This is a genomic window from Paenibacillus ottowii, assembly GCF_050516475.1.
In the GTDB taxonomy this organism is placed as follows: Bacteria; Bacillota; Bacilli; order Paenibacillales; family Paenibacillaceae; genus Paenibacillus; species Paenibacillus ottowii.
The window spans coordinates 237,516-261,497 of sequence record NZ_CP191577.1; the positions used below are offsets into that span (position 1 = coordinate 237,516).

General features: G+C 48.3%; 23 protein-coding genes and 1 riboswitch. Of the genes, 19 read left to right on the forward strand and 4 right to left on the reverse strand.

Annotated features, from left to right (window positions below; translation table 11 throughout):
* The first annotated feature begins 254 nt into the window (after positions 1-254).
* The 7 genes from ACQQ6X_RS01085 (at position 255) to ACQQ6X_RS01115 (ending at position 5,735) form a co-directional block, all read left to right on the forward strand.
* Complete coding sequence (locus ACQQ6X_RS01085; RefSeq protein WP_014599477.1) at positions 255-680, forward strand: GNAT family N-acetyltransferase; 426 nt, start codon at positions 255-257, stop codon at positions 678-680.
* Between the two features lie 119 nt (positions 681-799).
* On the forward strand, positions 800-1,384 hold the full coding sequence (gene lepB / locus ACQQ6X_RS01090) for a signal peptidase I (RefSeq protein ID WP_149035394.1): 585 nt from the start codon (positions 800-802) through the stop codon (positions 1,382-1,384).
* A 91-nt stretch (positions 1,385-1,475) separates the two neighbouring features.
* The gene (gene rnhA, locus ACQQ6X_RS01095) at positions 1,476-1,913 is read left to right on the forward strand and encodes a ribonuclease HI (RefSeq protein WP_063211548.1); all 438 of its coding nucleotides are present in this window, start codon (positions 1,476-1,478) and stop codon (positions 1,911-1,913) included.
* Between the two features lie 97 nt (positions 1,914-2,010).
* Positions 2,011-3,744: a tRNA epoxyqueuosine(34) reductase QueG gene (gene queG / locus ACQQ6X_RS01100; RefSeq protein WP_305167699.1), complete on the forward strand. Its 1,734-nt coding sequence runs from the start codon at positions 2,011-2,013 to the stop codon at positions 3,742-3,744.
* Between the two features lie 105 nt (positions 3,745-3,849).
* Positions 3,850-4,104 carry a YneF family protein gene (locus ACQQ6X_RS01105; RefSeq protein ID WP_149035396.1) on the forward strand — a complete coding sequence of 85 codons (255 nt, stop codon included), beginning with the start codon at positions 3,850-3,852 and terminating at the stop codon, positions 4,102-4,104.
* Between the two features lie 55 nt (positions 4,105-4,159).
* On the forward strand, positions 4,160-4,753 hold the full coding sequence (gene folE / locus ACQQ6X_RS01110; protein WP_063211552.1) for a GTP cyclohydrolase I FolE: 594 nt from the start codon (positions 4,160-4,162) through the stop codon (positions 4,751-4,753).
* Positions 4,754-4,889: 136 nt separating this feature from the next.
* Positions 4,890-5,735: a lipoate--protein ligase family protein gene (locus ACQQ6X_RS01115; protein WP_305167700.1), complete on the forward strand. Its 846-nt coding sequence runs from the start codon at positions 4,890-4,892 to the stop codon at positions 5,733-5,735.
* An 11-nt stretch (positions 5,736-5,746) separates the two neighbouring features.
* On the opposite strand, the gene ACQQ6X_RS01120 is transcribed toward ACQQ6X_RS01115, so the two are convergent.
* Entirely contained in the window at positions 5,747-7,129 is a 1,383-nt protein-coding gene (locus ACQQ6X_RS01120) for a Fe-Mn family superoxide dismutase (protein ID WP_305167701.1), read from the reverse strand.
* 256 nt (positions 7,130-7,385) lie between these two features.
* Here ACQQ6X_RS01120 and ACQQ6X_RS01125 point away from each other — a divergent pair, with 256 nt between their 5' ends.
* Together ACQQ6X_RS01125 and ACQQ6X_RS01130 are read left to right on the forward strand one after the other, a co-directional pair.
* A complete protein-coding gene (locus ACQQ6X_RS01125; RefSeq protein ID WP_305167702.1) occupies positions 7,386-8,204 on the forward strand; it encodes a helix-turn-helix transcriptional regulator in 819 nt (272 codons plus the stop codon).
* A gap of 86 nt (positions 8,205-8,290) precedes the next feature.
* Positions 8,291-8,668, forward strand: coding sequence for a VOC family protein (locus ACQQ6X_RS01130; RefSeq protein WP_305167703.1), 378 nt, complete (start codon positions 8,291-8,293; stop codon positions 8,666-8,668).
* Between the two features lie 131 nt (positions 8,669-8,799).
* On the opposite strand, the gene ACQQ6X_RS01135 is transcribed toward ACQQ6X_RS01130, so the two are convergent.
* Complete coding sequence (locus ACQQ6X_RS01135) at positions 8,800-9,837, reverse strand: alpha/beta hydrolase (RefSeq protein ID WP_305167704.1); 1,038 nt, start codon at positions 9,835-9,837, stop codon at positions 8,800-8,802.
* Between the two features lie 297 nt (positions 9,838-10,134).
* Between ACQQ6X_RS01135 and ACQQ6X_RS01140 the strand changes: the two genes are divergently transcribed.
* Both ACQQ6X_RS01140 and thiC read left to right on the forward strand, forming a co-directional pair.
* The gene (locus ACQQ6X_RS01140) at positions 10,135-10,878 is read left to right on the forward strand and encodes an IclR family transcriptional regulator (protein ID WP_305167705.1); all 744 of its coding nucleotides are present in this window, start codon (positions 10,135-10,137) and stop codon (positions 10,876-10,878) included.
* Between the two features lie 120 nt (positions 10,879-10,998).
* Positions 10,999-11,110, forward strand: a riboswitch (TPP riboswitch).
* Between the two features lie 183 nt (positions 11,111-11,293).
* Positions 11,294-13,108 carry a phosphomethylpyrimidine synthase ThiC gene (gene thiC / locus ACQQ6X_RS01145; protein ID WP_305167706.1) on the forward strand — a complete coding sequence of 605 codons (1,815 nt, stop codon included), beginning with the start codon at positions 11,294-11,296 and terminating at the stop codon, positions 13,106-13,108.
* A 203-nt stretch (positions 13,109-13,311) separates the two neighbouring features.
* On the opposite strand, the gene ACQQ6X_RS01150 is transcribed toward thiC, so the two are convergent.
* Complete coding sequence (locus ACQQ6X_RS01150; RefSeq protein ID WP_010348453.1) at positions 13,312-13,464, reverse strand: hypothetical protein; 153 nt, start codon at positions 13,462-13,464, stop codon at positions 13,312-13,314.
* Positions 13,465-13,971: 507 nt separating this feature from the next.
* Between ACQQ6X_RS01150 and ACQQ6X_RS01155 the strand changes: the two genes are divergently transcribed.
* The 3 genes from ACQQ6X_RS01155 (at position 13,972) to ACQQ6X_RS01165 (ending at position 16,010) form a co-directional block, all read left to right on the forward strand.
* The gene (locus tag ACQQ6X_RS01155; protein ID WP_305167707.1) at positions 13,972-14,808 is read left to right on the forward strand and encodes a YitT family protein; all 837 of its coding nucleotides are present in this window, start codon (positions 13,972-13,974) and stop codon (positions 14,806-14,808) included.
* A 162-nt stretch (positions 14,809-14,970) separates the two neighbouring features.
* Entirely contained in the window at positions 14,971-15,618 is a 648-nt protein-coding gene (locus ACQQ6X_RS01160; RefSeq protein WP_305167708.1) for an SdpI family protein, read from the forward strand.
* 44 nt (positions 15,619-15,662) lie between these two features.
* The gene (locus tag ACQQ6X_RS01165; protein WP_305167709.1) at positions 15,663-16,010 is read left to right on the forward strand and encodes a DUF1648 domain-containing protein; all 348 of its coding nucleotides are present in this window, start codon (positions 15,663-15,665) and stop codon (positions 16,008-16,010) included.
* A gap of 74 nt (positions 16,011-16,084) precedes the next feature.
* Here the strand turns inward: ACQQ6X_RS01165 and acnA are convergent, their stop codons facing one another.
* The gene (gene acnA / locus ACQQ6X_RS01170) at positions 16,085-18,796 is read right to left on the reverse strand and encodes an aconitate hydratase AcnA (RefSeq protein WP_305167710.1); all 2,712 of its coding nucleotides are present in this window, start codon (positions 18,794-18,796) and stop codon (positions 16,085-16,087) included.
* Between the two features lie 408 nt (positions 18,797-19,204).
* On the opposite strand from acnA, the gene ACQQ6X_RS01175 reads away from it, so the two are divergent.
* The 5 genes from ACQQ6X_RS01175 (at position 19,205) to ACQQ6X_RS01195 (ending at position 23,970) form a co-directional block, all read left to right on the forward strand.
* Positions 19,205-20,200, forward strand: a complete 996-nt coding sequence (locus ACQQ6X_RS01175) for an amidase domain-containing protein (protein WP_063211573.1) — start codon at positions 19,205-19,207, stop codon at positions 20,198-20,200.
* A 73-nt stretch (positions 20,201-20,273) separates the two neighbouring features.
* Complete coding sequence (locus ACQQ6X_RS01180) at positions 20,274-21,362, forward strand: D-alanine--D-alanine ligase (RefSeq protein ID WP_305167711.1); 1,089 nt, start codon at positions 20,274-20,276, stop codon at positions 21,360-21,362.
* A gap of 103 nt (positions 21,363-21,465) precedes the next feature.
* The gene (locus tag ACQQ6X_RS01185; protein WP_063211576.1) at positions 21,466-21,789 is read left to right on the forward strand and encodes a hypothetical protein; all 324 of its coding nucleotides are present in this window, start codon (positions 21,466-21,468) and stop codon (positions 21,787-21,789) included.
* A 137-nt stretch (positions 21,790-21,926) separates the two neighbouring features.
* Positions 21,927-22,928, forward strand: coding sequence for a UV DNA damage repair endonuclease UvsE (gene uvsE, locus ACQQ6X_RS01190; protein WP_305167712.1), 1,002 nt, complete (start codon positions 21,927-21,929; stop codon positions 22,926-22,928).
* Positions 22,929-23,103: 175 nt separating this feature from the next.
* The gene (locus tag ACQQ6X_RS01195; protein WP_305167713.1) at positions 23,104-23,970 is read left to right on the forward strand and encodes an inositol monophosphatase family protein; all 867 of its coding nucleotides are present in this window, start codon (positions 23,104-23,106) and stop codon (positions 23,968-23,970) included.
* Positions 23,971-23,982 lie beyond the last annotated feature (12 nt).

Below are 23,982 nucleotides of genomic sequence, written 5' to 3' on the forward strand. Positions count from 1 at the left end.
AGTATGGTTTAATGGTCAAGGAAGCAGAATTTTGGGCTTTTTTGTCGTCTGCTATAAACTGTCATGTCTATGACACGACGAACTTGAGGGCGTACACCCTTTTCCTGTTCTTCATTTCATATATAGCAGATCGTATGCATTTTTATCATAATGCCTTGTGATTAACACCATGATAAGCGCTTTATGGATTTATGTAAAAATGACGGTGCTGTCCTCAATTTATTTATTATGCTTACGAAAAGGGAGATATTACTATGCACGTTCGTTCCTTTCAATTAAGTGATGTGAATTCAGTAACGGAGCTCATGCAAATTGCCTTGTCGGAGGAGTGCTACAAAGAGACGGTGGGTGCTTTTGCCCGTCAGCTTTCGTGGGATTCCGGTTTGATCGTCGTTGCCGAAGAAGAGGGAGAGATCGTTGGTGCCCTGATTGGCACGATTGATCAGAATCACGGCTGTTATTATCGTATTGCTATTCATCCGGATCATCGTCGGATGGGAATCGGGAAATCGCTTGTGGAGCTCATGGAACAGCGTTTTCAGCAACGCAAGGTGAGTCGTATTTGGGTAGCTGGGGACAAGCATAACAGTGCGGCTATGCCGTTGTACGAAGCTATGGGCTACGGAGCAAGCCAGATTTTACAGGCGTTTCAGAAGCTAAGTATTCTAGCACCTCATTAATCGGTTATCGATATACAGAAGCACAGTATAATATTTACATTTAGAGCATATCTGAGTAACCGTTGCAATCGGGTACGGGATATGCTTTTCTATTTATAACAGGGTTGAGGAGGTTAATTATGGACGCTTTGACTCCTTCGTCAGACCTGCTGCCTTCACCGGAAACGTCCAAACAGGCAGGTCGCTCTGCTTACATACGCGATTGGTTAGTCACCCTGCTGATCGCAATGGTCGTCTTGCTGCTTCTGAACCTGTTTGTATTTAACTTGTCCACGGTTAGAGGACATTCAATGCAGCCGACGTTAATGGAAAGCCAGCATTTGTTCGTTAATAAGCTGGTTTATAATTTTCATGATCCGGGGAGAGGGGACATTGTGATTTTAAGAGATCCCGATTCCCAACTGTCCAGTCCAAGATTTTTAGTGAAAAGAGTCATAGGTATTCCCGGAGATGTCATTCGGATTGAGCATAATCATTTGTATGTGAACGGTGAACTGCTAAATGAGCCGTACACCAACTCGGACGTGGAGGATGGTGATTACGGTCCTTTTACGGTGGAGCCAGAGCATTTTTTTGTCATGGGAGATAATCGCCATACGGCTGCAAGCAAGGATAGCCGGTATTTTGGCAGCGTTAAGTCCGAGGATTTACTGGGACGTGCAGAGTTTATATTTTGGCCGATCTCTGAGTGGAAGTGGCTATAGAGCAGCTATAGTCTGAAATCAATGGGGAACCGCGCGGACCGATCAGGGTTATAACGGATCAGCGGTTCCCGATCAGGAAAGGAAGAGAACGATGAAAGAAGTGATGGTATATACCGACGGTGCTTGTTCGGGTAACCCGGGTCCAGGGGGCTGGGGGGTCATCTTGTTGTATGGAGAGCATCGCAAGGAGCTGTCGGGTGCCGAAAAAATGACGACAAATAACCGTATGGAGATCAAGTCGGTGATTGAAGCGCTGAAGCTGCTCAAGGAGCCGTGCCGTGTAAAAGTACACAGTGACTCCGCCTATGTCGTCAATTGTTTCAAACAAGGCTGGATTAAGAATTGGCTCCGTAATGGCTGGCGCAACAGTAAAAACCAACCCGTTGAGAACAAGGAACTGTGGGAAGAATTGTGGGAACTGATGGGTAAGCATGAGGTTGAATATGTGAAGGTGAAAGGTCACAGTGATAACGAGCTCAATAATCGTTGTGACTTTCTGGCGACAAGTGCTGTTAAAAATTTACGGTAGCATCTGCTGCTATTTTCTGTTGAAATTTGAATATATGAGAACGATACAACGTTCTCATATCTGTAATGAAGAATTGTGAAAGAGAGGTGAGTATCGGATGCAACGCGAACTAACTCGGACGGCGACCGGAACGGCTTCGACTTGGGCTTCGCTCAAGCAGGAAATTATTGAGGCAGCTCCAGGGCTGGGGATTGACTCCATCGGGTTCGCATCCGCCGACCCCTTTCTGTCTCTAAAAGCTATATTGGAAGAGCACCGTGCTAAAGGCTATGAATCCGGCTTTGAGGAGCCTGATATCGATAAGCGTATCTATCCGGAGCTGTATGGCTCGCAGCCTGCGTCGCTAATTGCCATTGCGGTGGCGTATCCTTCCAAAATGAAGGACCCACCGAAGTCGGACAAGGGCAAGTACCGTGGTATTTTGGCACGTTCTGCCTGGGGCAAGGATTATCATCTGGTACTGCGCGAAGCGATGGAAAAGCTGGAGGCTTTTATAAGTGAGCGAGTCCCTGATGCCTTGTTGAAAAGCATGGTGGATACCGGAGAATTGTCAGATCGGGCTGTTGCAGAGCGGGCAGGAATTGGCTTTAGCGGCAAAAATACGATGATGATTTCACCGAAGCTGGGATCATGGATTTATCTGGGGGAGCTGTTGACGAACATTCCTTTCCAACCCGATGAACCGGTAACGGATGGCTGCGGAGAGTGCACCAAATGTTTGGATGCATGTCCTACGGGCGCGCTTGTAGGTCCGGGACAGCTGAACGCCCAGCGGTGTGTGTCCTTTTTGACACAGACCAAGGGCTTTTTGGACGAGGAGTTTATGCTGAAAATAGGGAATCGGCTGTATGGATGTGACACGTGTCAAATCGTATGTCCCAAAAATCGAGGCCTTAACTGGGATCACCATCCTGAGCTTACACCCGATCCTGAGATTGTAAAGCCGTTGCTGCTGCCATTACTGGATTTGAGCAATCGTGAATTTAAAGATCGTTTTGGTCAAAGTGCAGCGGCTTGGCGGGGGAAGAAGCCGATTCAACGCAATGCCGTCATCGGCCTTGGCAATTTCAAGGATGTTAGCGCGGTGCCCAAATTGACGGAGGTTTTATTGGATGATCCGCGTCCCGAGCTGCGAGGCACGGCGGCGTGGGCTTTGAGTCGAATAGGAGGGGAGAACGCTATGACAGCGATCAAGCAAGCATCAGAGAAGGAACAACATGAGCAAGTACGCGAAATGATCGCACAAGCGCATTCCAAACTAGAGGAACAAGAGCAGGTAGAACAGCAAGCATCTTCTGAATTAAAGACGGAGGATTCACAGGGCCCAACTACGATTTATTATGATGAAATGGAGACGCCTGTGGGCACGTTGACACTATGTGCTACGGATCGTGGGCTATGCCGAATTGACTATGGCTCTTTTTATGCGAAGGAAGCATTGCTTCAGCAATGGGCCCGGACATGGATTGGGGAGTATGTCTATGTGCAGGAGCCGGAAAAGCTGCGCGAAGCTGCAGAACAACTGCGTGAATATTTTGCAGGAGAACGACGGGAATTCAGTATAGCCTATGATTTGAGAGGCACTCCTTTTCAAGAGCAGGTATGGCGTGCACTGCAAAAAATTCCGTACGGGCAAAGCGTGTCCTACCAAGATATTGCGGAATCGATCGGACGAGCCAAGGCGGTACGTGCCGTCGGCGGAGCCAATAACAAAAATCCATTACCTATCCTGTTTCCGTGTCACCGGGTATCAGGTGCAAATGGAAGCTTGGTCGGCTATGCCGGAGGCTTGCCAGTCAAGATGAAGCTGCTGGAATTGGAGAAGGAATAAGGACATATGTTTGCAAAAAGTAATTTGCTAGCTGTCCCATGTTTTGCTATGATAGGTTCGTGTAATTCAAGATGTTTCATATAAATATACAGAGGTGACGACTTCGTGGTGTGGAATATTGTCATTCCGATTATTACCCTGATTGTTGGCTTGGTCGGGGGATTTTTCATCGGTGCTTATTATCTTCGTAAACAGCTTGAAAAAATGCAAAACGACCCTGAAACGCTGCAAAAAATGGCCAAACAGATGGGGTACAATCTGAATGGGAAACAGATGCAAAGAGCACAGCAGATGATGAAGAGCCAACAGTTCTCCAAGAATCAGCCTGGTGCGCGTAAAAATCAGGGCCGTCGGAAATAATGAGCAACGTGAGCACGGATGCCGCATGAGGTTGCTTGCATAGAGGAGGATTACTGTGGCTGGCGTAAAAGATTATATTAACCGCAAAGCTGCGGATAACCGGGATAAAATCGAGTACCATGTGGAGCAGATTTTAAAACTGATCGGTGAGGACCCCAAGCGTGAAGGGTTGTTGGAAACACCGGCACGCGTCGCGCGCATGTATGAGGAAATATTCGCGGGTTATGAGGTTGATCCCCGTGATGCGCTGGGTGTGACATTTGACGAGAATCACGAGGAGCTTGTGATCGTGAAGGATATTGTCTATTACAGTCAGTGTGAGCACCATATGGCTCCTTTCTTCGGAAAAGTGCATATCGGCTATGTTCCCAGCGGCAAAATTGTAGGACTAAGCAAGCTTGCCCGCCTGGTGGAGGCAGTGACCCGCCGATTGCAGGTACAGGAGCGTATTACATCACAGATCGCTGATATTCTAAATGAGGCGGTCTCCCCTCATGGGGTTATGGTCGTTGTGGAAGGCGAGCATTTGTGCATGTGTGCCAGAGGAGTCAAAAAACCTGGCAGCAAAACGGTAACGTCTGCTGTGCGCGGTACATTCCGTGGTGATGCAGCACAACGTGCAGAGTTCTTGTCCCTGATCAAGGAATGATGGAACACGGTGTGATATGATGAAAAAAGGTGGTCTACGCATAGGCGTAGCCGCCTTTTTTTGTTAACATCAGAAATAGAGAAAACGGCTCGCTGGGTGAAGAATGAAATGAAAAAAATTGGATAGGAGATAACGTATGGACCATATACATAGCTCAACAGAAACAACTACAGTATTGCCTGAGTTACAATGGTTGGAAGCGCCGTTGGCGACTACTCAGGAAGATGTATTGTTTCCGCTGGCTTGGGAGGAGCTGGCTTGCCGGCAAGTAGGGAGAGGGGCTGCGCCCATTTTGCATGTATGGCGGCATCCGGCGGCGCTTGTGATTGGTCACCGGGACCGCAGGCTTCCCAACGCTCCACAGGCGATGGAGCGGGCACGCAGCTCAGGAATGTCGGTATGCGTGCGTCCTTCAGGCGGAGCGGCCGTCATGCTGGACAGGGGGGTACTGAACCTGTCCTTGATCCTGCCGAATCCGCAGCGGGCCATCAGCCTGCATGAGGATTTTCGGCTCATGGCGGGGCTGATTGCCGATGCGCTGGCCCCGTGGTCTGACGAGGCGCAAACCGGAGAAATCGTCGGGTCCTTCTGTCCCGGAGACTACGATGTGAGCGTCGGGGGACGCAAGTTTTGCGGCATTGCGCAGCGGCGTCAAGCCAAGGCGTATATCATCACAGCTTTCGTGATGATTGAGGGCCATGGAGCAGAGCGCGCGCAGGCGGTGCAGCAGTTTTATAGGGAGGCAGCCGGGGATACGCCGGCAGGCGCGCAGCAGCCGGATTATCCCCAGGTGAATCCGGCAACGATGGGCAGTCTGGCCGAGCTGGCTGGTGTGCCATCTGTCGAGGCGTACACAGCATCGCTGCGCCGTGTAGTCGAGAGCCGGGCTGCCATTTTGCCTGCCGTTGGCTTGCTGGTGCAACCGGAAGAATTGGCTAAACAAATGGCAGCGCTCAGAGAGCGATACGATTTGCAGGTGTAGTTTGTTTTAGCTTAGAATGGTTGCCATCTCAGCTTGGAGGCTTGCGCGTAGCGGGCTTCCACCTCAGGCCAGTTGACGACATGCCACCAATCTTCGATGTATTTATTGCGCTCGTTCTGATGCTTTAAGTAATATGCGTGTTCCCACACATCGATCGCCAGCAGCGGAATAGACTCCCATTGAGTCAGGTTCTGGTGCTTTTCGGCCTGCAAAATTTCAAGCCGTCCGGCGCGCGGACTCCACACCAGGATGGCCCAGCCGCCGCCCTCGACCTTTTCGGCTGCCGAACTAAAATGCTTTTTGAAGGCATCGTAGCTGCCAAAATCCTTCTTTATTTGCTCAGCCAGCGGTCCACTTGGTTTCCCACCGCCTTGAGGACTCATGATCGTCCAAAAAAGAGTATGCAGATAATGACCTGCACCGTTAAACGCCAGTTCACGCTCCCAATGCTTTACGAGGTCAAAATCACCTGTTTTTCGGGCTTCTTCCAGCTTCTTTTCCGCTTTATTCAGATCATTCACATAGCTCAAATGATGCTTATCATGGTGAATACGCATCGTTTTTTCATCAATGTAGGGTTCAAGCGCATTATAGGGGTAAGGAAGCGGCGGAAGTCGATGTCCCCCAATAGGAACCGGGCGACTGGTTAAGGATTTGTCTGTTGCCGAAGGTTGCGCCTGGCTGGACTGTACGCCTTTAGTAGCTGGTTCTGAGCCTTCTCCTCTCAGGCCTGCCTGCCGTTCTCGAAACGCTTCCTCCGGGTAATTCTCACCCTCTGCTGCTACATGATACAACCCGGCAGCTCGCGCAATCGAGCCGGGTTCCTGAAAGGGAGTTGTCGAGATCAGGAAATACTGGCTTTCATGTGCTGCGTGTATTACTACTCCAGTGGATTTGGGCTGGTGACGCAATGCTTGACTGTGCTCGGTCAGCAAGCCTAGCTGACGTACATATTCTTGTGATTGGCGGTTAGCGGTTTGCAGCAAATCGTCCAGGCGACGATTTAATTCCTGTGAGGCAGGCTGTGAATTCAGGGGGAATTCGGACATCGGCTTCTCTCCAGCTGCTGATGTGTTTGATCCCCTTGAATGTGCTGATGGTTCAGCTAGCTGGTGTGTATGAGCTTGGGGAGCAGACGATACTTTTTTTTCCTGATGCTGCCATGCTTGTTCTACCGGGTCAAGCGCGCTCCGTTGCTCTTCAAGCAGCTCTATGGCGGCCCGTTCCGTTTGTTCAAATACGGTACGCCAATCATCCAGCAGCCGCACATAGGCAGGTTCTAGCCCTTCAGTAGCGGACTTAATCACTTCTACATGCCAACTTTCCTGCTGCTTCCAATGACGAATTTCCTCCAGTACACGTAAGGGCAGGAAAGACCCATAAGTACTCAGCATCGTTTTTTACCTCCCGTATCCCGCTATGGCTATCCAGCAAATCTGTCCTGGACGCATATGTACCCAGTATATTCGCTGCCTCATCGGGAATATGTCTATGAACTTCCTTAATCAGGCCATATCTGTTGTGCAGAACAATGGGAAACAGTATTACGAAGAGAAAAGTATAGCATCCGGTGATTTTCGACAAGTGCATTTTAATGCCAGTATAATGTGGATTATATAACAGATTAACTTGGTCAAGGAGGGATCGAGAATGACTCATTCGTTCCATCCCGTTCATTCTCCCAAATTGGAGCCAGAACTGCTACAGCCATGGTATAACTGTCGGGAATATTCGCCTAGTCCTCGCTTGGAATCGCATGTGGCTTCTTTTTGGACAATGGGTTTCCGTCCTGTTCCGGACAAACTTGGGCATCGGGTTATCCCGGATGGCTGTGTCGATATTGTCGTGAATCTTCTTTCTCCCTTCAGTCGGAAGGCCGCCTATGTGGTGGGGCTTACAACTCAATCAGAAGTACTGCAGTTCTCGGAAGCCCGTTCGTTATTTGGCATTCGGATATATTCGGAATCAGCTCGTTCGATTCTAAAAATCCCCCCTTCGGCGTTAAAGGGAGAACGTATCTATTTGGAAGATGTCTTGGGCCTTAAAGGAATGTATTGGGTCGAAGAAATCTTAGCTGCCAAAACGATGTCTGACATTCTAACGGTTGCCGAGCATCATTTGGTTCAGATGCTGGCGGATAGCGATATAGCAATTCCCCCACTAGTGTATCAAAGCATGCAGATTATTTATGACCACAAAGGGAATCTATCTGTAACGAATTTGGCCAATCAAGTTCATTGTAGTGAACGCCAGCTTAGAAGGGTATTCAATCAGGAGCTCGGCTTAAGTCCAAAGGAGATGCTGGGAATTGTCCGGTTTCAAAGCACACTACAAGAGTTTCATCAGGGTGGTTATTCCAGTTTGGTAGATCTTTCGCTCAAATATGGCTATTATGATGAGTCGCATTTTACCAATACTTTTAGGCATTATTATGGAAAGTCTTTTAAAGCCTTGATAAGAAAGAGATGAAAGAGTCCGTTTTTTCCTATTTGAACAGTCTTTATGATCGATACAATGGAGGTGTAAAATTAATTCATTGATGGGAGCTGTGAAGTATGGCAGTTAAGTTAAAAAGAATTGCGATTTTCGTAAAAGAAATGAAGAAGTCCTTAGATTTCTATCGGATTTTGGGCTTGGAAATACCGGAAAGCGCGAATGAAGAACCACATGTTGAAGTAGTATATAATGATGTTATCCTTGCTTTTGATTCGTGGGAAACAGCGGGGATTATTCTTGGTGACCAGCAGGAGCCTGCCGGTTATCGGATGGAGCTTGCTTTCCAGTTTGACAGCAAGGAAGCGCTGGATGAATCATATGGCCGACTGAAAGAACGGGGACATACAGGGCATCTTGAGCCGAACGATACGCCTTGGGGCGAGCGTTATGCAATCATAAAGGACCCTAATGGAAATTTGATCAGTCTGGTCGCTTGATTCGGATCAAATTATAAACTGTTACATTTAATTTTATACTTGGTGTCAGCATCGCTGAGACCACCCCTATTAGACGATCACACTGATCATTTTAACGAAAAAACACGCCATGTCCTTGGCGTGTTTTTTCGTTAAAATGATCGTGGACCCCCTTGTAAAACTTTAGCTGTTTTCTTGTCCTCCAGCTCCTGCACATTGCTTAAAAATGTCGATACCCGCCGTAAATACTCACGAGGGTGCTCTCTGAAGATGAGCTCATGTAACCCATTTTTGACAATCCATACACTGGAAAGCGGGTTGGTCTGATTGGCAGCGAGCTTTTCCGCAATCGGGTAAGGAGCCTTTTCATCCTGTGTACCATGCACAAACATGATTGGAAACGGATAGTCCTCCTTTTTAACCTCCTGATATGGAATCTGATGCAAGCTGGTGCCGTTCAAGATGGGAAACAGCAATTCAAGTATTTCCAAAGACGGATGTCTCGGCAGATTAATTTGATTGTGAATGTTGTGATATAGCGTATCTGGTTCCAGCAGAAAGGTGCTGTCCAAAATCATTGCGTCCACATCCTTGGTTTGCAAGCCCGCCTGAAGAGCGGTTCCTGCCCCCATAGAGAAGCCCCACACGATAATTTCCGAAGAGCCGCGTTGTTTCGCAAGCTGGATGGCCCCAAGAAGCTGTTGGGATTCCGCTTTACCGCCGGTTGCGACAGCCTTACTGTTTTGTGACGCGAATCCGTAATCGAACATGACCACATTAAAGTTCAAACGGTGGGCATAATGCGCCAGATCATACATGGGAATCCAACTTTCTTCACGGTTAGCCCCATAACCATGACTGAAAATAATGGTTTTCCGCGATTGATCCGCCGGGATATACCAGCCTTGTACCATGCGGCTGCCGTCCTTGGCTGGAAAGCTGACTTCCTCATAAGGCATACCTTTGGCCTGCATCGGATTAGAGTACAATGGTGCGACCGTGGGATTCGTAAGCACCCAAGCGATGTAAGCGTGCAAGGCAATAAAACAAAACAACAGAAAAAATACGACCGACAGCAGCAGAGCAATCACAACGTGCTTGAACCGCAGCAGACGGGGATTAAAGAGTGGGGTGGACGGCTCCTGAACAGCGGTCTGTAGCTGAGCGTTGCGCTGGGATGTCGAAATCATGTAAGAGCCTCCTTATATAAAATTGATCTTCGAATCAGGAATATAGGTATAAACTCACTTGAAAATAGTAGGGTATGTCCGTATAGATACCTATTATCGTATGCTGGGGATTATCCAAAGTCAACGCCTCCACCGGAAAAGTAAAAATGATGCAAAGAATTGTCGATGTTTGTTCTTGTTCTGTAATATGGTTGTCACAAAAACATCGGTTTACAGTAGCCGCGACTATTCTATATAATTTATGTAACCATGTTTCATAGTGTGAAACGAATATGGATACAAGAGGAGCGGTTCACGATGGAAGACCGTAAATTAACCGTGCGCGCTGTAGAGCGTGCACTTGATATACTGCTGTGTTTTACCGCAAATTCCGATCTTGGTCTAACGGAGATTGCCTCCCAAATTGGTCTACATAAGAGCACTGTTCATCGTCTTTTGACTACGTTGGAGGATCGGGGATTTGTCGTTCGAAATGCCGAAACGGAAAAATATAAGCTCGGCTTTCGTATATGGGAGCTGTCCACGCATCTGTCCCAAAGCGATGAGCCGGCGGTGTTGTTACAGCCAGCAATGGAAGCACTGCGTGATCGTTTAGGAGAGACGGTCAGCTTGTATTTGCGGGACGGCAGCATGCGTATTCGAATACAAGCCGTGCAGAGCAATCAGGCGATCCGCAGGGTTGCGCCTGTAGGAGCGCGTATGCCGCTGGCAGTGGGAGCCTCCAGCAAGGTGCTGGCGGCCTTTATGCCGCCGCAGGAGTTGGAGGTACTGCTAAGCGGGGAAGAATGGCCGCCTTCGGTAGACCCTGAGGCTTATAAAGCCCAATTGCAAGATATCCGTGAGAAGGGCTATGCGACCAGCTATGAAGAGCGTGAGCCAGGGGCAGCAGCTGTCGCCGCACCTATTGTGAACCGAAAGGGACAGGTCGCGGCGGCCTTATCTGTATCGGGCCCGGTCAGTCGACTTGCACCCGAGACGTTGCATGATTTTGCTCCAATATTGATTGAAGCGGCCAAGGAAATGGGGCTTATGCTTCCGTAACGGTAGTAGTGAATACCATAGACAGCATACAAGGGTTGCCAAAGATATAAATTTAAAGTAGTCTGATAGAGATGGCGGGCTGTCTGTTATAGCCGCCAATACATGTGAATAAAAAAGTATCACAGTTACTGGGGGAGCCTGTAATGCGGGCTGAGATGGAATCGGGCAAGATTCCGGACCCTTTGCACCTGATCTGGATCATACCAGCGTAGGGAAGTAATCGGCCATTGAAATGTATACGCAGCTGCTGTCTACGATGACGCATTAGGCTTTATTCCATGTGCGTACTGTCTGGATAGCAGGCTCGTTTAATTAGCCGGTTCCCTGGGGAACCGGCTTTTTTGCATAGATCAGCGCCACCCTGGGAATGGTTCCGGATCGGTGTGTCATTTCAACGAAATGGGAGGAATGGACCATGAAACCGATGGAAACAGAAGGAACGAAGGAAACAGGAGTGAAATCAGCAGAAGTAGAGAAGACAAGGGTGGAGCAATCCAGTAGCGTTAAGTCTTTCCCGGGGAGCCGCAAGGTGTATATTCAAGGTTCTCGGCCAGATATTGCTGTGCCGGAGCGCGAAATCGCGCTGCATCCCACCCATACGCCGCAGGGCACGGAGTATCATGAGCCACTGCGTGTGTACGATACCAGTGGTCCGATGACTGACGAAGCCTATCAGATGGATATCCGTCAGGGCTTACCCCCATTACGGCGAGCTTGGACGCTGGAACGGGGGGATGTGGAGGCGTACGAGGGCCGCGCCGTCAAGCCGGAGGATAATGGGCTGAAACCCGGTTCCAAACGGGAGACAGTGGAATTTCCCGGCATGACCAACCGTCCGCTGCGGGCTTCACAAGGGCGCACCGTGACGCAAATGCACTATGCGCGGCAAGGGATCATTACGCCCGAAATGGAATTTGCGGCGATCCGCGAAGGGGTAGAGCCCGAGTTTGTACGGCAGGAGTTGGCGGCTGGCCGCGCCATTTTGCCATCCAATATCAATCACCCGGAAAGTGAGCCCATGGTCATAGGACGCCATTTTCACGTAAAGATCAATGCGAACATCGGGAATTCTGCGGTTACGTCCTCCATCGAAGAGGAAGTGGAGAAGATGACCTGGGCTGTGCGTTGGGGCTCAGACACCGTCATGGACCTGTCCACAGGCCGTAATATCCATACGACACGCGAATGGATCATCAGGAATTCTCCCGTACCGATTGGAACGGTGCCGCTATATCAGGCGCTTGAAAAGGTAAACGGCGAAGCTGAGAAGCTGACGTGGGAACTGTATCGAGACACGCTGATTGAGCAGGCGGAGCAGGGAGTGGACTATTTTACAATCCATGCGGGTGTATTGCTGCGATATATACCGATGACGGCAAATAGAATGACCGGAATTGTATCCCGGGGTGGATCAATTATGGCAGCCTGGTGTCTGGCACACCACCAGGAGAACTTTTTGTATACGCATTTTGAAGAAATCTGTGAAATTATGAAAACCTATGATGTGGCCTTTTCTCTCGGGGATGGTCTGCGTCCGGGGAGTATCTATGATGCGAATGATGAAGCGCAGTTTGCAGAGCTGGAAACGTTGGGCGAGCTAACGCAGATCGCATGGAAGCATGACGTCCAGGTCATGATTGAAGGGCCGGGACATGTCCCTATGCACAAAATCAAGGAAAATGTGGATTTGCAAATGGAGATTTGCAAGGAAGCCCCTTTTTATACTTTAGGGCCGCTGACGACGGATATTGCACCAGGTTATGATCATATTACCTCAGCTATCGGGGCGGCCATGATCGGTTGGTTCGGGACATCCATGCTGTGTTATGTCACGCCGAAGGAGCATTTAGGTTTGCCGAACAAGGATGACGTCCGCGAGGGGGTCATTACTTACAAAATTGCGGCACATGCTGCTGATCTGGCGAAGGGTCATCCACGGGCGCAGCAGCGGGACGATGCTTTGTCCAAGGCGCGCTTTGAATTTCGCTGGCGCGATCAGTTCAATCTTTCGCTTGACCCTGAGCGGGCCTTGTCCTACCATGATGAAACGCTACCGGCAGAGGGGGCCAAGGAAGCCCATTTTTGCTCGATGTGTGGTCCCAAGTTTTGCAGTATGCGTATCACGCAGGACATTCGCGCCTATGCAGCTGACAAGGGGCTGAATGCCGAGGAGGCCGTCGTCGCCGGGATGCGTGAGAAGGCAGAACAGTACCGGAATACGGGACAATAAATCGGTAGTGGGCAGCTCAAACAACCAGGTAGACCAATGGATAGCGCTGGCTAGTTTGCCGGACGCTTAGATCCATGAACGGATGAGTTTAGGTCTAGGGATATATGGGTAACAAAAAGCCGTAGTTCTCTACAGTTGATGTAGAAACTACGGCTTTTTCAGCTTATGTAAAGCGAAATCATATAAACGGTTGAAACGGCACTTTATTTTTTACCCATTTTTTCATTCAAAATGTCCTGAAAGCTGAGCTTCTTCTCCGAGCTGTCTTCTTTCTTCTGCATACTCACCGCGTTGGCACGTTGGTATTGGTGGTGAAAAGGCATCAGGGTGTGGACAGTTAAGTTCATTGTGTTCATGTGGGTCATTCCTCCAATTCCGTATTGTCAAATTCAGATTGAGTTGCTTAGGACGTCTGTATAGGACTATTTATATGTACTTGATGTCGTAATGCCGTGTAGGTTGCTTGGTAATGTTTCAATCATTATACCCGCATTTATCCAAAGTAAAACGCTTTTGCCATAAAACAGGAAGATGGTCGTAGGTGTCCAAAATGTGTATTAGGAGGATGGTCATTTTAGGGGAAAATGTGCCTAGGATAAAAACAAGGGCTTGAGGCCCGCTTTCTTAGTTTAGCAGTCGGGATTGTGTTTTTTTGTCGAATAAGCTTGTTTAAGCGGGATTTTGGCAAATTCTAAAGTTGGATTAAGGCAGTCTGGTGGCGAATTAAAGTGTCAAAGTTGTATTGACTTTATGTTGGGGAGTGGATACCATGAACTGGTTGTCAGCGTATTTTGGCAAGAAGAGTCAGCCAATCCATCTGGCAATTCATCCGCTGAAATGTTAGAGAGAGGATTAGAACATATATGAAAAAAAGTATTGCAGATATCGTATTTATTATTGTAGGTGCTTTTTTATTTGCGCTGGCTGTTAATCTGTATGTGCTCCCGAATGAGTTTGGCGAGGGGGGCGTTACCGGGGTCACGATCATCTTGTACTACCTGTTTCAGTGGTCTCCCTCGATCGTCAATCTGGTGATTAATGGCTTGCTGTTAATTGTCGGATATAAATTTTTGGACAAGCGAACGACCCTGTACACTATAATTGCGGTTGCTTTTAACTCATTGTTTTTACATTTAACGGTCAACTGGCGGATTGATTCGCATGAGCCGACGATTAATGCTATATTTGCCGGAGTTATGATAGGGGTTGGAATTGGTTTAATCGTACGGGTAGGTGGCACAACGGCGGGAACAGTCATTTTAGCCCGGATTGCCAACAAGTATCTGGACTGGAATATCAGCTATGCTTTGCTGTTTTTTGATTTGATCGTCGCTTTCTCTTCCTATTTTATTATTGGCCCGGAGAAATTGATGCTGACCATCGTTATTTTGTATGTCGGTACGAAGGTGATGGACTTCATGATTGAAGGGCTGAATCCGAAAAAAGCGGTTATGATCATTTCGGAGCACCAAGATCAAATTGCCGAGATGGTCATTACGAAAATGGATCGTGGGGTTACCGTCCTGTCAGGCCACGGATATTACACTAAAAACCCAAAAGAAGTTTTATATATTGTCATTAGCAAACAAGAGGTATCAGCGCTTAAAAAGATCGTAAAAGCTATCGATACAACAGCGTTTATCACCATTCATGACGTGCGGGACGTGTTCGGAGAGGGCTTTTTGGATATTTCGAAGTAATTGGCATACGAAGGTAAGATATAAGAGAGTACAGTTGGAAGCCGGTCCTGAGAGGGTCGGCTTTTTTTTGCTGTTGTGATGTTTATTTCATTTTTGGGTTTGGAAAATATGCATAATAAAGTGGAGTCACTCAATTTCTGTTATATGGAGGGTGTAAGCGGGATGGAGGAGAGTAAAAACAACTATGATGTAAAAGAAGAATTCAAGAAGCCGTGGATGCATGTGTCTATTTTCTTTATTGTGCTGCATGTTATAAATTTTTCTTTGTTTTCCTCCTCGTTTCATTCCGCTAGCGATCGTATAGCATTGTTGTATTTTCCATTAGTTACTATGGTTTTAACACTGGTTATCGTAGTACTGAATCCAAGGTATTCAAAGCATAGAGACACCTTTACTGAACGTATGCTCGCTTCTTATCGTAAGATTTGTGCAAGTGTGTTTATTGTACTTGATTTGATTTTCCTTGCACTCATGTTCAAATATTCGGGTGGAATTCTATTCAGCACATTAAAATTAGCCTTATTTTTGTCGGCTACTTTACATTTAGCAATAGGAATATCTTTTGCTACCATAACACCCAATCGTCTAATCGGACTAAAGTTCCCTTGGCTGCTTTCCAATGAAAGGGCATGGAAGAAGACACATCGCATCTCTGCTCATATTTGGATAGCTTTTGGCTTAATAGGGATCGCTATAGGATTAGGACAAGAAGTTAATGCGTATATGGTACTCGCCTCTTTTTTGCCCACGCTGATTAGTTTTATTATTTCTCTCTTACTAAGCCAGGGAAGTAAAAATATAGACTGCTGATCTGTGTATCATATAAATCGTTTAGCTCTAAAAGGAGGATTTTCATGCGAAGTAGATTAAATATTTCTAATATATTGTCTTTTCTTTTTTCTATTGTGCCCTTCAGCATTTACTTGTTTATCTATCCGACAATGCCGCGAAATATAGCAATTCACTACAATTTCAATGATGTGGCTGACCGTTTTGTTGACAAATCCTCCCCTGAAGTATGGTTGTTGTGTGCACTTAGCTTCATAGCTTTTGTGATTATGCTTTTTCTCCAGCCTTTTTTCAGACGTCAGTTCAAGAGCGAAGAAGGTTCTGCAATCATTGAAAGCCTGCCTGGTCTCTTCACACTTCTTATAACCCTGGTGTTTTCAATCCTTGGCATATGTTTTCTTTTGAAGGCTTGAAGCATGTAAAAAATCCCCTCTCAATTGCAGTTTACATCGCATTTGGGAGGGGATTTTCATTATACACTCGATTATTACGCTTGAATCATTTGACGCAATACGGTTTGCAAGATACCACCGTTGTGGTAGTAGTCGATGTCGACGGTGCTGTCCAGACGAGCAGTGACTGGGAATTCGAACTTGGTGCCATCCTCGCGTTTGGCTACAACCGTAAGTTCTTGACCTGGTTTCACGTCATTGTCAATGCCGAGGATGTCGAAGGTTTCGCGACCGTTGAGACCCAGGCTGGACCAGCCATAGCCTTCCTGGAATTGCAGCGGCAATACACCCATGCCGACCAGGTTGCTGCGGTGAATCCGCTCGAAGCTTTCAGCAATGACGGCTTTAACACCTAACAATAGCGTACCTTTGGCCGCCCAGTCACGGGAGCTGCCTGTGCCGTATTCCTTGCCGGCAATAACGATCAGGTTTTGATCGGCTGCCTGATATTTCATGGACGCATCATAGATGGACATTTCCTCATCTGTTGGCAAGTATTTGGTCACGCCGCCTTCGGTCCCTGGAGCAACATTGTTGCGGATACGGATATTGGCGAATGTACCGCGCATCATGACCTCATGGTTACCGCGACGGGAGCCGTAGGAGTTGAAGTCCTTGCGCTCTACACCATGCTCCTTCAAGTACAGCCCTGCCGGGCTGGAAGGGGCAATGTTGCCTGCTGGTGAGATATGGTCAGTCGTGACCGAATCATTCAGCAGGGCAAGTACACGGGCATTGCGGATTTCCTTAATATCCTGCACACCATCTTGAAGCCCTTCAAAGAATGGCGGGTTTTGAATATATGTTGAATTTTCATCCCATTCATATAGTTCGCCTTCAGGAACTGGAATGGAATTCCATTTTTCGTTGGCGGTAAATACATTTTCGTATTTGCGACGGAACATATCAGGGCTGAGAGACAGGCTGATTGCTTCCTTGATTTCTTCGGAAGTAGGCCAGATGTCCTTCAGGTAGACAGGCTGATTATCCTGATCATAACCGAGCGGGTCATTCGTCAAATCAATATTCACCGTACCTGCCAGCGCGTAAGCGACAACCAGCGGCGGTGAGCCAAGATAGTTGGCTTTGACTTGCGCATGCACACGGCCTTCAAAGTTCCGGTTACCGGAAATAACTGCGGCCACGGTCAGATCATTGTCTGTAATGGCCTGGCTTACTTCGTCAGGAAGTGGCCCGGAGTTACCGATACAGGTCGCGCAGCCATAGCCTGCTACGTGGAAACCGAGAGCTTCCAGCGGTTCGATCAGTCCGGCCTTATGCAGGTACTCCGTCACGACGAGGGAGCCTGGTGTCAGGCTGCTTTTAACATAGCCTGGCTTTTTGAGTCCGCGTTGTACTGCCTTTTTGGCGAGCAAGCCTGCGCCCACCATAACGCTTGGGTTGGAGGTGTTCGTGCAGCTTGTAATGGCTGCAATCACGACTGAGCCAGTACCCAGCTCGCTGGTAGAGCCGTCTGGATGGGTCAGCGGAATCTTCTGAGCAATCTTTTCATCGCTCAGTCCATAGCCGCCTTTGTCCACCGGGGTACGGATAATGCCTTCGAAGGTTTCCTTCATGCGGCTCAGCTCAACGCGATCCTGCGGACGTTTGGGTCCAGCAAGACTTGGTACAACCGAAGCCAGGTCCAATTCAATCGTATCGCTGAACACAGGGTCCGGAGTATCAGCTGTGCGGAACATGCCTTGTGCTTTGTAATATTCCTCTACGAGGCTGACTTGCTCATCTGAACGTCCGGTGCTGCGCAGGTAAGCCAGCGTTTCGGCATCGACTGGGAAGAAGCCGATCGTTGCGCCGTATTCCGGTGCCATGTTGGCAACGGTCGCACGGTCAGCCAAGCTGATGTTGGCCAGACCTGGGCCGTAAAACTCTACGAATTTGCCGACTACGCCTTTTTTACGCAGCATTTGCGTAACGGTCAGCGCCAGGTCCGTAGCGGTAGCTCCTTCCGACAGGCTGCCTGTCAGCTTGAAGCCGATCACATCCGGAGTGACAAAATACAGCGGCTGCCCGAGCATACCCGCCTCTGCCTCAATCCCGCCGACACCCCACCCTACGACACCCAGTCCGTTAATCATCGTCGTATGGGAGTCCGTTCCCACGAGGGAATCCGGGAAAACAACGGTTTCGCCGTCGATAGTTTTGGTGGCGGCTACGGAAGCGAGATATTCCAGGTTAACCTGATGAACGATACCGGTGGACGGCGGCACCGCACGGAAGTTATTGAATGCTGTTTGTGCCCAGCGCAGAAAACGATACCGTTCCTCGTTGCGCTCAAACTCTACATTAATATTGTAGTCCAGCGCGTCACTGGTACCGAAAGCATCAACCATGACCGAGTGGTCAATTACGAGATCGACAGGAACGAGCGGATTGATTTGTTTCGGATCGCCGCCTGCTTTTTTCACCGTATCACGCATGGCCGCCAAATCGACAACCACCGGAACGCCAGTGAAATCCTGAAGCACAATGCGTGCCGGAATGAACGGAATCTCCTTGTTGTTGTCACGATCCTCAGCCCAGCCTGTCAGCTGCTGCACATGTTCTTCCGTAATGGCGCGTCCGTCAAATTGGCGAACCGCAGCTTCCAGCAACACTTTAATGGAGAAAGGCAGCTTGGCAACACCGCTTTTTCCTTGTTCCTCCAGTGCTTTAAGACTGTAGTAGCGATAAGGCTTCCCGTTGACTTCCAGACTACGGGCAATGGAGAATTGATCTTTTCCTGACATAAGTATTACCTCCTTGAAGTGGCTGCTTGCGGGAAAATAGGAATGTCTTTTTTCGACGTCTTGCACATTTGGTTTGAATTGGTTACGTTCTCAATTTCATCTTCAGTGGTTCATGGAAAGTTAAGAGTTTGAGATGAATGCGATTTGTTTCATTAGATGAAACATGATTTCAAAATGATTGCTTTTGGATTAAGTATACCGTTTTCAGACGGTTCCGTAAAGTTTTTTTGACCTAAATTATGCGTGTCAGGCTTGAAAACAAAACGTTCCATTCTCCGGCGTTTCGATGTTCATACCAAGCTTTAAAGATTCATACTTATAGATAGAGAGCATATCAGACCAGAAAGCTATAGATCAGCGTGGTTATCCCCGAATAACGATAGCGAGACGAAAAATGGAGGGATAGGGATGGGGGAGCGGGAATGGAAACAGGCCCTTTTTGCTTACGTCAATCAGTACAATCGCAGTGAGGTAAATGGTATACCACAGCCGGATGAGTACCTGGAGGTGGGCCAGCGAATGGAGCGGGCAGCACGTGCGGCCAGATTGGAGCAGTGGTACAACGAGCGGGACGCCGTTCCCCTACGCAGCGAGACACGTGCCAAGCCGCTGCGAATCGTGCAGGATGCTCCGGATGAAGCAGTGGTCGACGTACAGCTGCATGTACGGCTCTTTTATGAAAAGGGCGGCATGACTCACCGGGAGGATAGGATTGAACGGGAGCGTCTGACGTTTACACGCGAGGGCGAAGCCTGGCAGGTGACGAGGATCGAGCGCGATCCGGCAGAACGAAAGCCGGCGGGAGGAGAGGTTCCTTTTGAACAAGCGTCGTTCAATCAGGGGGGAAGTCTGCCGCTGCTGAATCGTGGTGTGCTGGGCTTTGGTTCGTCAGCACGTCCCAGCCGATATCGCCGTGAAGAAGCAGCGGCCTATGCAGATCAGTGGTGGGATAGCTTTAACCCGGAGTTTGAGGGATTTGATGTGGATTGCACCAATTATATCTCGCAGTGCCTCTTTGCAGGTGGCGCACCGATCCACTATACTGGTAAAAGAGAATCGGGCTGGTGGTATAAAGGACGGGTCGCTGGACGTGAGCTGTGGAGCTATAGCTGGGCGGTTTCCAACAGTCTGGAGCGGTATTTGGGCTCCAGCTCCTGGGGGTTGACCGCGGAGCAGGTGAGCCGACCGGAGCAGCTCATGCTGGGGGACGTCATTTTTTACGATTGGGATGGTGACGGAACTTTCCAGCACAGCACGGTGGTAACGGCCTTTGATGCTGGCGGCATGCCGCTGGTCAATGCACATACGGTAAGCTCCAGGCATCGTTATTGGGACTATAAAAATTCGTATGCATGGACGGACAATACGGTATATCGCTTTTATCACATCGCCGACTATTTTTAAATGAGATGATGGAAAACAGGTACAGTGACGCAAATCAGGCACAATGACGAAAGCAGGAAAGCGGAGGATAGGCATGGCAAATCAAAAATTGACCGTAGGGCTGGTGTACGGTGGTAAATCAGGCGAACACGAGGTTTCGCTGCAAACGGCGTATGCAGTAATGAACGCTTTTAACTATGAGAAATACGAGATTATTCCTTTTTATATTACGAAGGCTGGCGATTGGCGTAGAGGCACACTGTTAAGTGCGCCTCTGACTACTGTAGAGCAATTGAAGCTGGAGCACGCTGAGGGCGGTACCAAGGCGGCATTAGATACGTTGTTCGGCAAGCTGTACGGAGAGCAGACGCTGGATGTACTGTTTCCGCTGTTGCACGGCACTTTTGGCGAGGACGGAACAATTCAGGGTATGTTCGAAATGGCCGATATGCCCTATGTCGGGGCAGGAGTGCTGGCTTCGGCAGCAGGTATGGATAAGGGCGTCATGAAGAAGCTGTTTGAGCATGCGGGATTGCCGCAAGTGAAATACTGCTATTTTAATAGCACACAGTGGGCACAAACCGGTCATGACTTGGTGCGCAACATAGAAACAGAGTTAGGTTATCCTTGCTTTGTCAAACCAGCCAATCTGGGATCAAGTGTCGGTATTTCCAAAGCCAGTAACCGAGAAGAATTGGAAAAGGCTGTAGACCTGGCTCTACAATACGATTTGAAGGTGATTGTCGAGGAGTACGTCGATGCCCGTGAGATTGAGGTCAGCGTGCTTGGCAATGACGAGCCGATTGCCTCGGTACCGGGTGAAATTGTTTCGTCGAGTGATTATTACGACTATGCTGCCAAATATACCGATGGTCAATCGGAAATGCTCATTCCGGCCCCATTGGATGAGGAAGTGGCAGATCGGATCCGTGAAGCCGCATTGCAAGCTTTCCGCGCTCTGGAAGGCTGCGGGATTTCCCGTGCAGATTTCTTCGTAAGACGCTCAGACGGACATATTCTTATTAATGAAGTGAATACGATGCCTGGCTTTACACCTTTCAGTATGTATCCATTATTGTGGAGAGAAACGGGTGTATCGTATGCAAGTCTGTTGGATCGCATGATTGCTCTTGCAATGGAGCGTTATGAACGCAGGTCGGCACTGCACTATGAGAACCTATAAAAACGAAAAACGAAGGGGAGCTAATCACTCTCCTTTTTGTTTCATATATTGACATACTTGAGCATTTTATTAAACCTATAAGTATGAAAGGTGGCGGCTACACATGGGCTTTCAAACTGAATTTAACTCGGTGTGCAAATTCAAGAGCGAGCAAGAACTTTACGAATTGCTGGAATATGGACGTGGCAAAATGGTTAAATCCGGATTGCGCGTTTTTCCGACAGGACAGAAGGTCATCGCTTACAGCGTGGATAACGTGGCAGTAGCCATCGTTCAGATTGTGGGCTGTATCGCTGAAATCAATTTCCAAGGTGACGAAGTGACCGAGGTAGAAATGACCCTCATTCGTAAGCTGAACGAAGAGGAATCCAGAATTCAGACTGCACTGGCGGATGAAATGTTTTTTGGAGCACAGCAGCCATCCTAGTTGTTTCCTTTCCACAGTTTGTGCAATACACCGAATCAGCGGATGCTTTTCCGGGTATGATCAGTAGAAAAGGGGTTAAGGTCACAGATAGAAAGCGGCCCTGCCATCTACTGCGAACTGCTGAAAGGAAGGACACTATGATTGTAAGGTTCGGTTATGTTGCCATGTCGGTTACCGTGCAAAATGCATCCCCTTCTAAAACCATGACCATGGCCAGCTTTAATAAAATCGGAGACCGGGAAGCCGCGATCCGCAAGCTAGAACGGATTGCAGCCGAAAATCTCCATAATACATTGAGGCTGCTGCGCCATAATCGTGCGAATGATATTCAGGTCTATCGTTTTTCATCCAAGCTGATTCCGCTCGCGACCCATCAGGATCTGCGGGACTGGGACCCGTTTCAGGCGCTTGCTACTGACTTTGCAGAGGTGGGAGACTATGTCAAGGCGAATAAAATGAGGGTATCGTTTCATCCCGATCATTTTACAGTGTTGAGTACTCCTCGACCTGAAGTGTTGCAGAGCTCCATTCATGATCTGAAGTACCACGTGGCGATGCTGAAGGCCATGGGACTCGGTGCCGAAGCCAAGAACAACATTCATATGGGTGGTGCCTACGGAGATAAGGTGACCTCAGGTCAGCGTTTTGTAGAGCAAGTGAATGCCCTGGATCTTTCATTAAGAGAACGGATAACATTGGAAAATGATGATAAAACGTTCAATGCGGTGGAAACACTGGAAGCTTGTAAATTAACAGGCTTGCCGATGGTTCTTGATATCCATCATCAATGGGTCAACAACGAGGGGGAGAAGCCGTGGGAGCTATGGCCGGATATATTGGACACCTGGAAAGGGGAATTGGCTCAAGCTGGATCTTCTGCTGATCATCCATTACCGCCCAAAATCCATGCATCCAGTCCCAAAAGTGAAAAAGACCCACGTGGTCATGCAGATGGTGTTCAAGTGGAGCCATTGCTTACCTTTTTGCGTAATATTGCTGGATATACGGATCGACTCGATGTTATGCTCGAAGCCAAGCTTAAGGATGAAGCATTGTTTGGATTAATGAATGAACTGCGCCTTCATGAAGATAATGGGGTCAAAGTGTTGGATGGAGCTTCCATAGAAATTACGCCTTAAAAAGTAGTATTTTGCGGATAATGCTTCCAGATAGTGAAACTTTATGAACCTTATTGTGTATACTAGAATGTGCAAACTAGCAAACTTGCACTGAAACAGAGATGGTTAAGAGACTGTGCTACAGCGCAGGATTCATTAACCACGTAACAATGATATAGAAAGTAGAGTGAACACGTTGAACGAACATGAAAACGAAAAGGTTCCCTATATCGTATCAGGAAAAAGCTATACGGCCGTGGCTATTAATGCGGCTTCCAAGGCCGGGGAATGGATTAAGAGCAAACTGGGAACGGTTGAACAATTGAGTACCAAGCAGTCGCCGACCGATCTAGTGACCGAGGTAGATAAAGGTGCAGAACAGATGATTCGCCGACTCATTCTCACCCATTTTCCCGATCATGCTATTTTGGGTGAAGAAGGGGTAGAGCCGGGAGCCGAAGCTTCTGCACGAGCATTAGAGGCTGCCCGTGAAGAGGAATATTTATGGATTATTGACCCGGTAGACGGCACGACCAATTTCGTGCACAGTCTGCCGTACTACAGTGTGTCTATTGCCCTGGCCCATCGTGGCGAGGTGATTGTTGGGGTCATTTATGATCCGTCCCGTGATGAAATGTTTGTAGCGGAAAAAGGAAAAGGCGCATATGTCCACGGCAATCGTATGCAAGCGTCGAGAGAAGAAACGTTGGGAGATAGTCTGGTGTGCATCGGTTTCCCACCGGATCGTACGTATGCACAACCATTGAATATGAAAATTACACAGGTTCTTACACCACAGGTACGTGGCATTCGAGCGCTCGGCTCGGCAGCCTTGCATCTGGCTTATGTGGCGTCAGGACGTCTGTCTGCTTATTGCGAAATTGGTTTGAATGCCTGGGATGTGGCTGCGGGCGCTTTGCTGGTACAGGAATCAGGAGGCACCATCACAGACACATTGGGTAGGCCTTATGACCTGAGTGTACGACATGTTGTAGCTACGAATACAGCTATTCATTCTCAACTTATTCAAGTGCTGAAAGAAGCAGACGCAACTGGGTTATAATACTGCGTACAC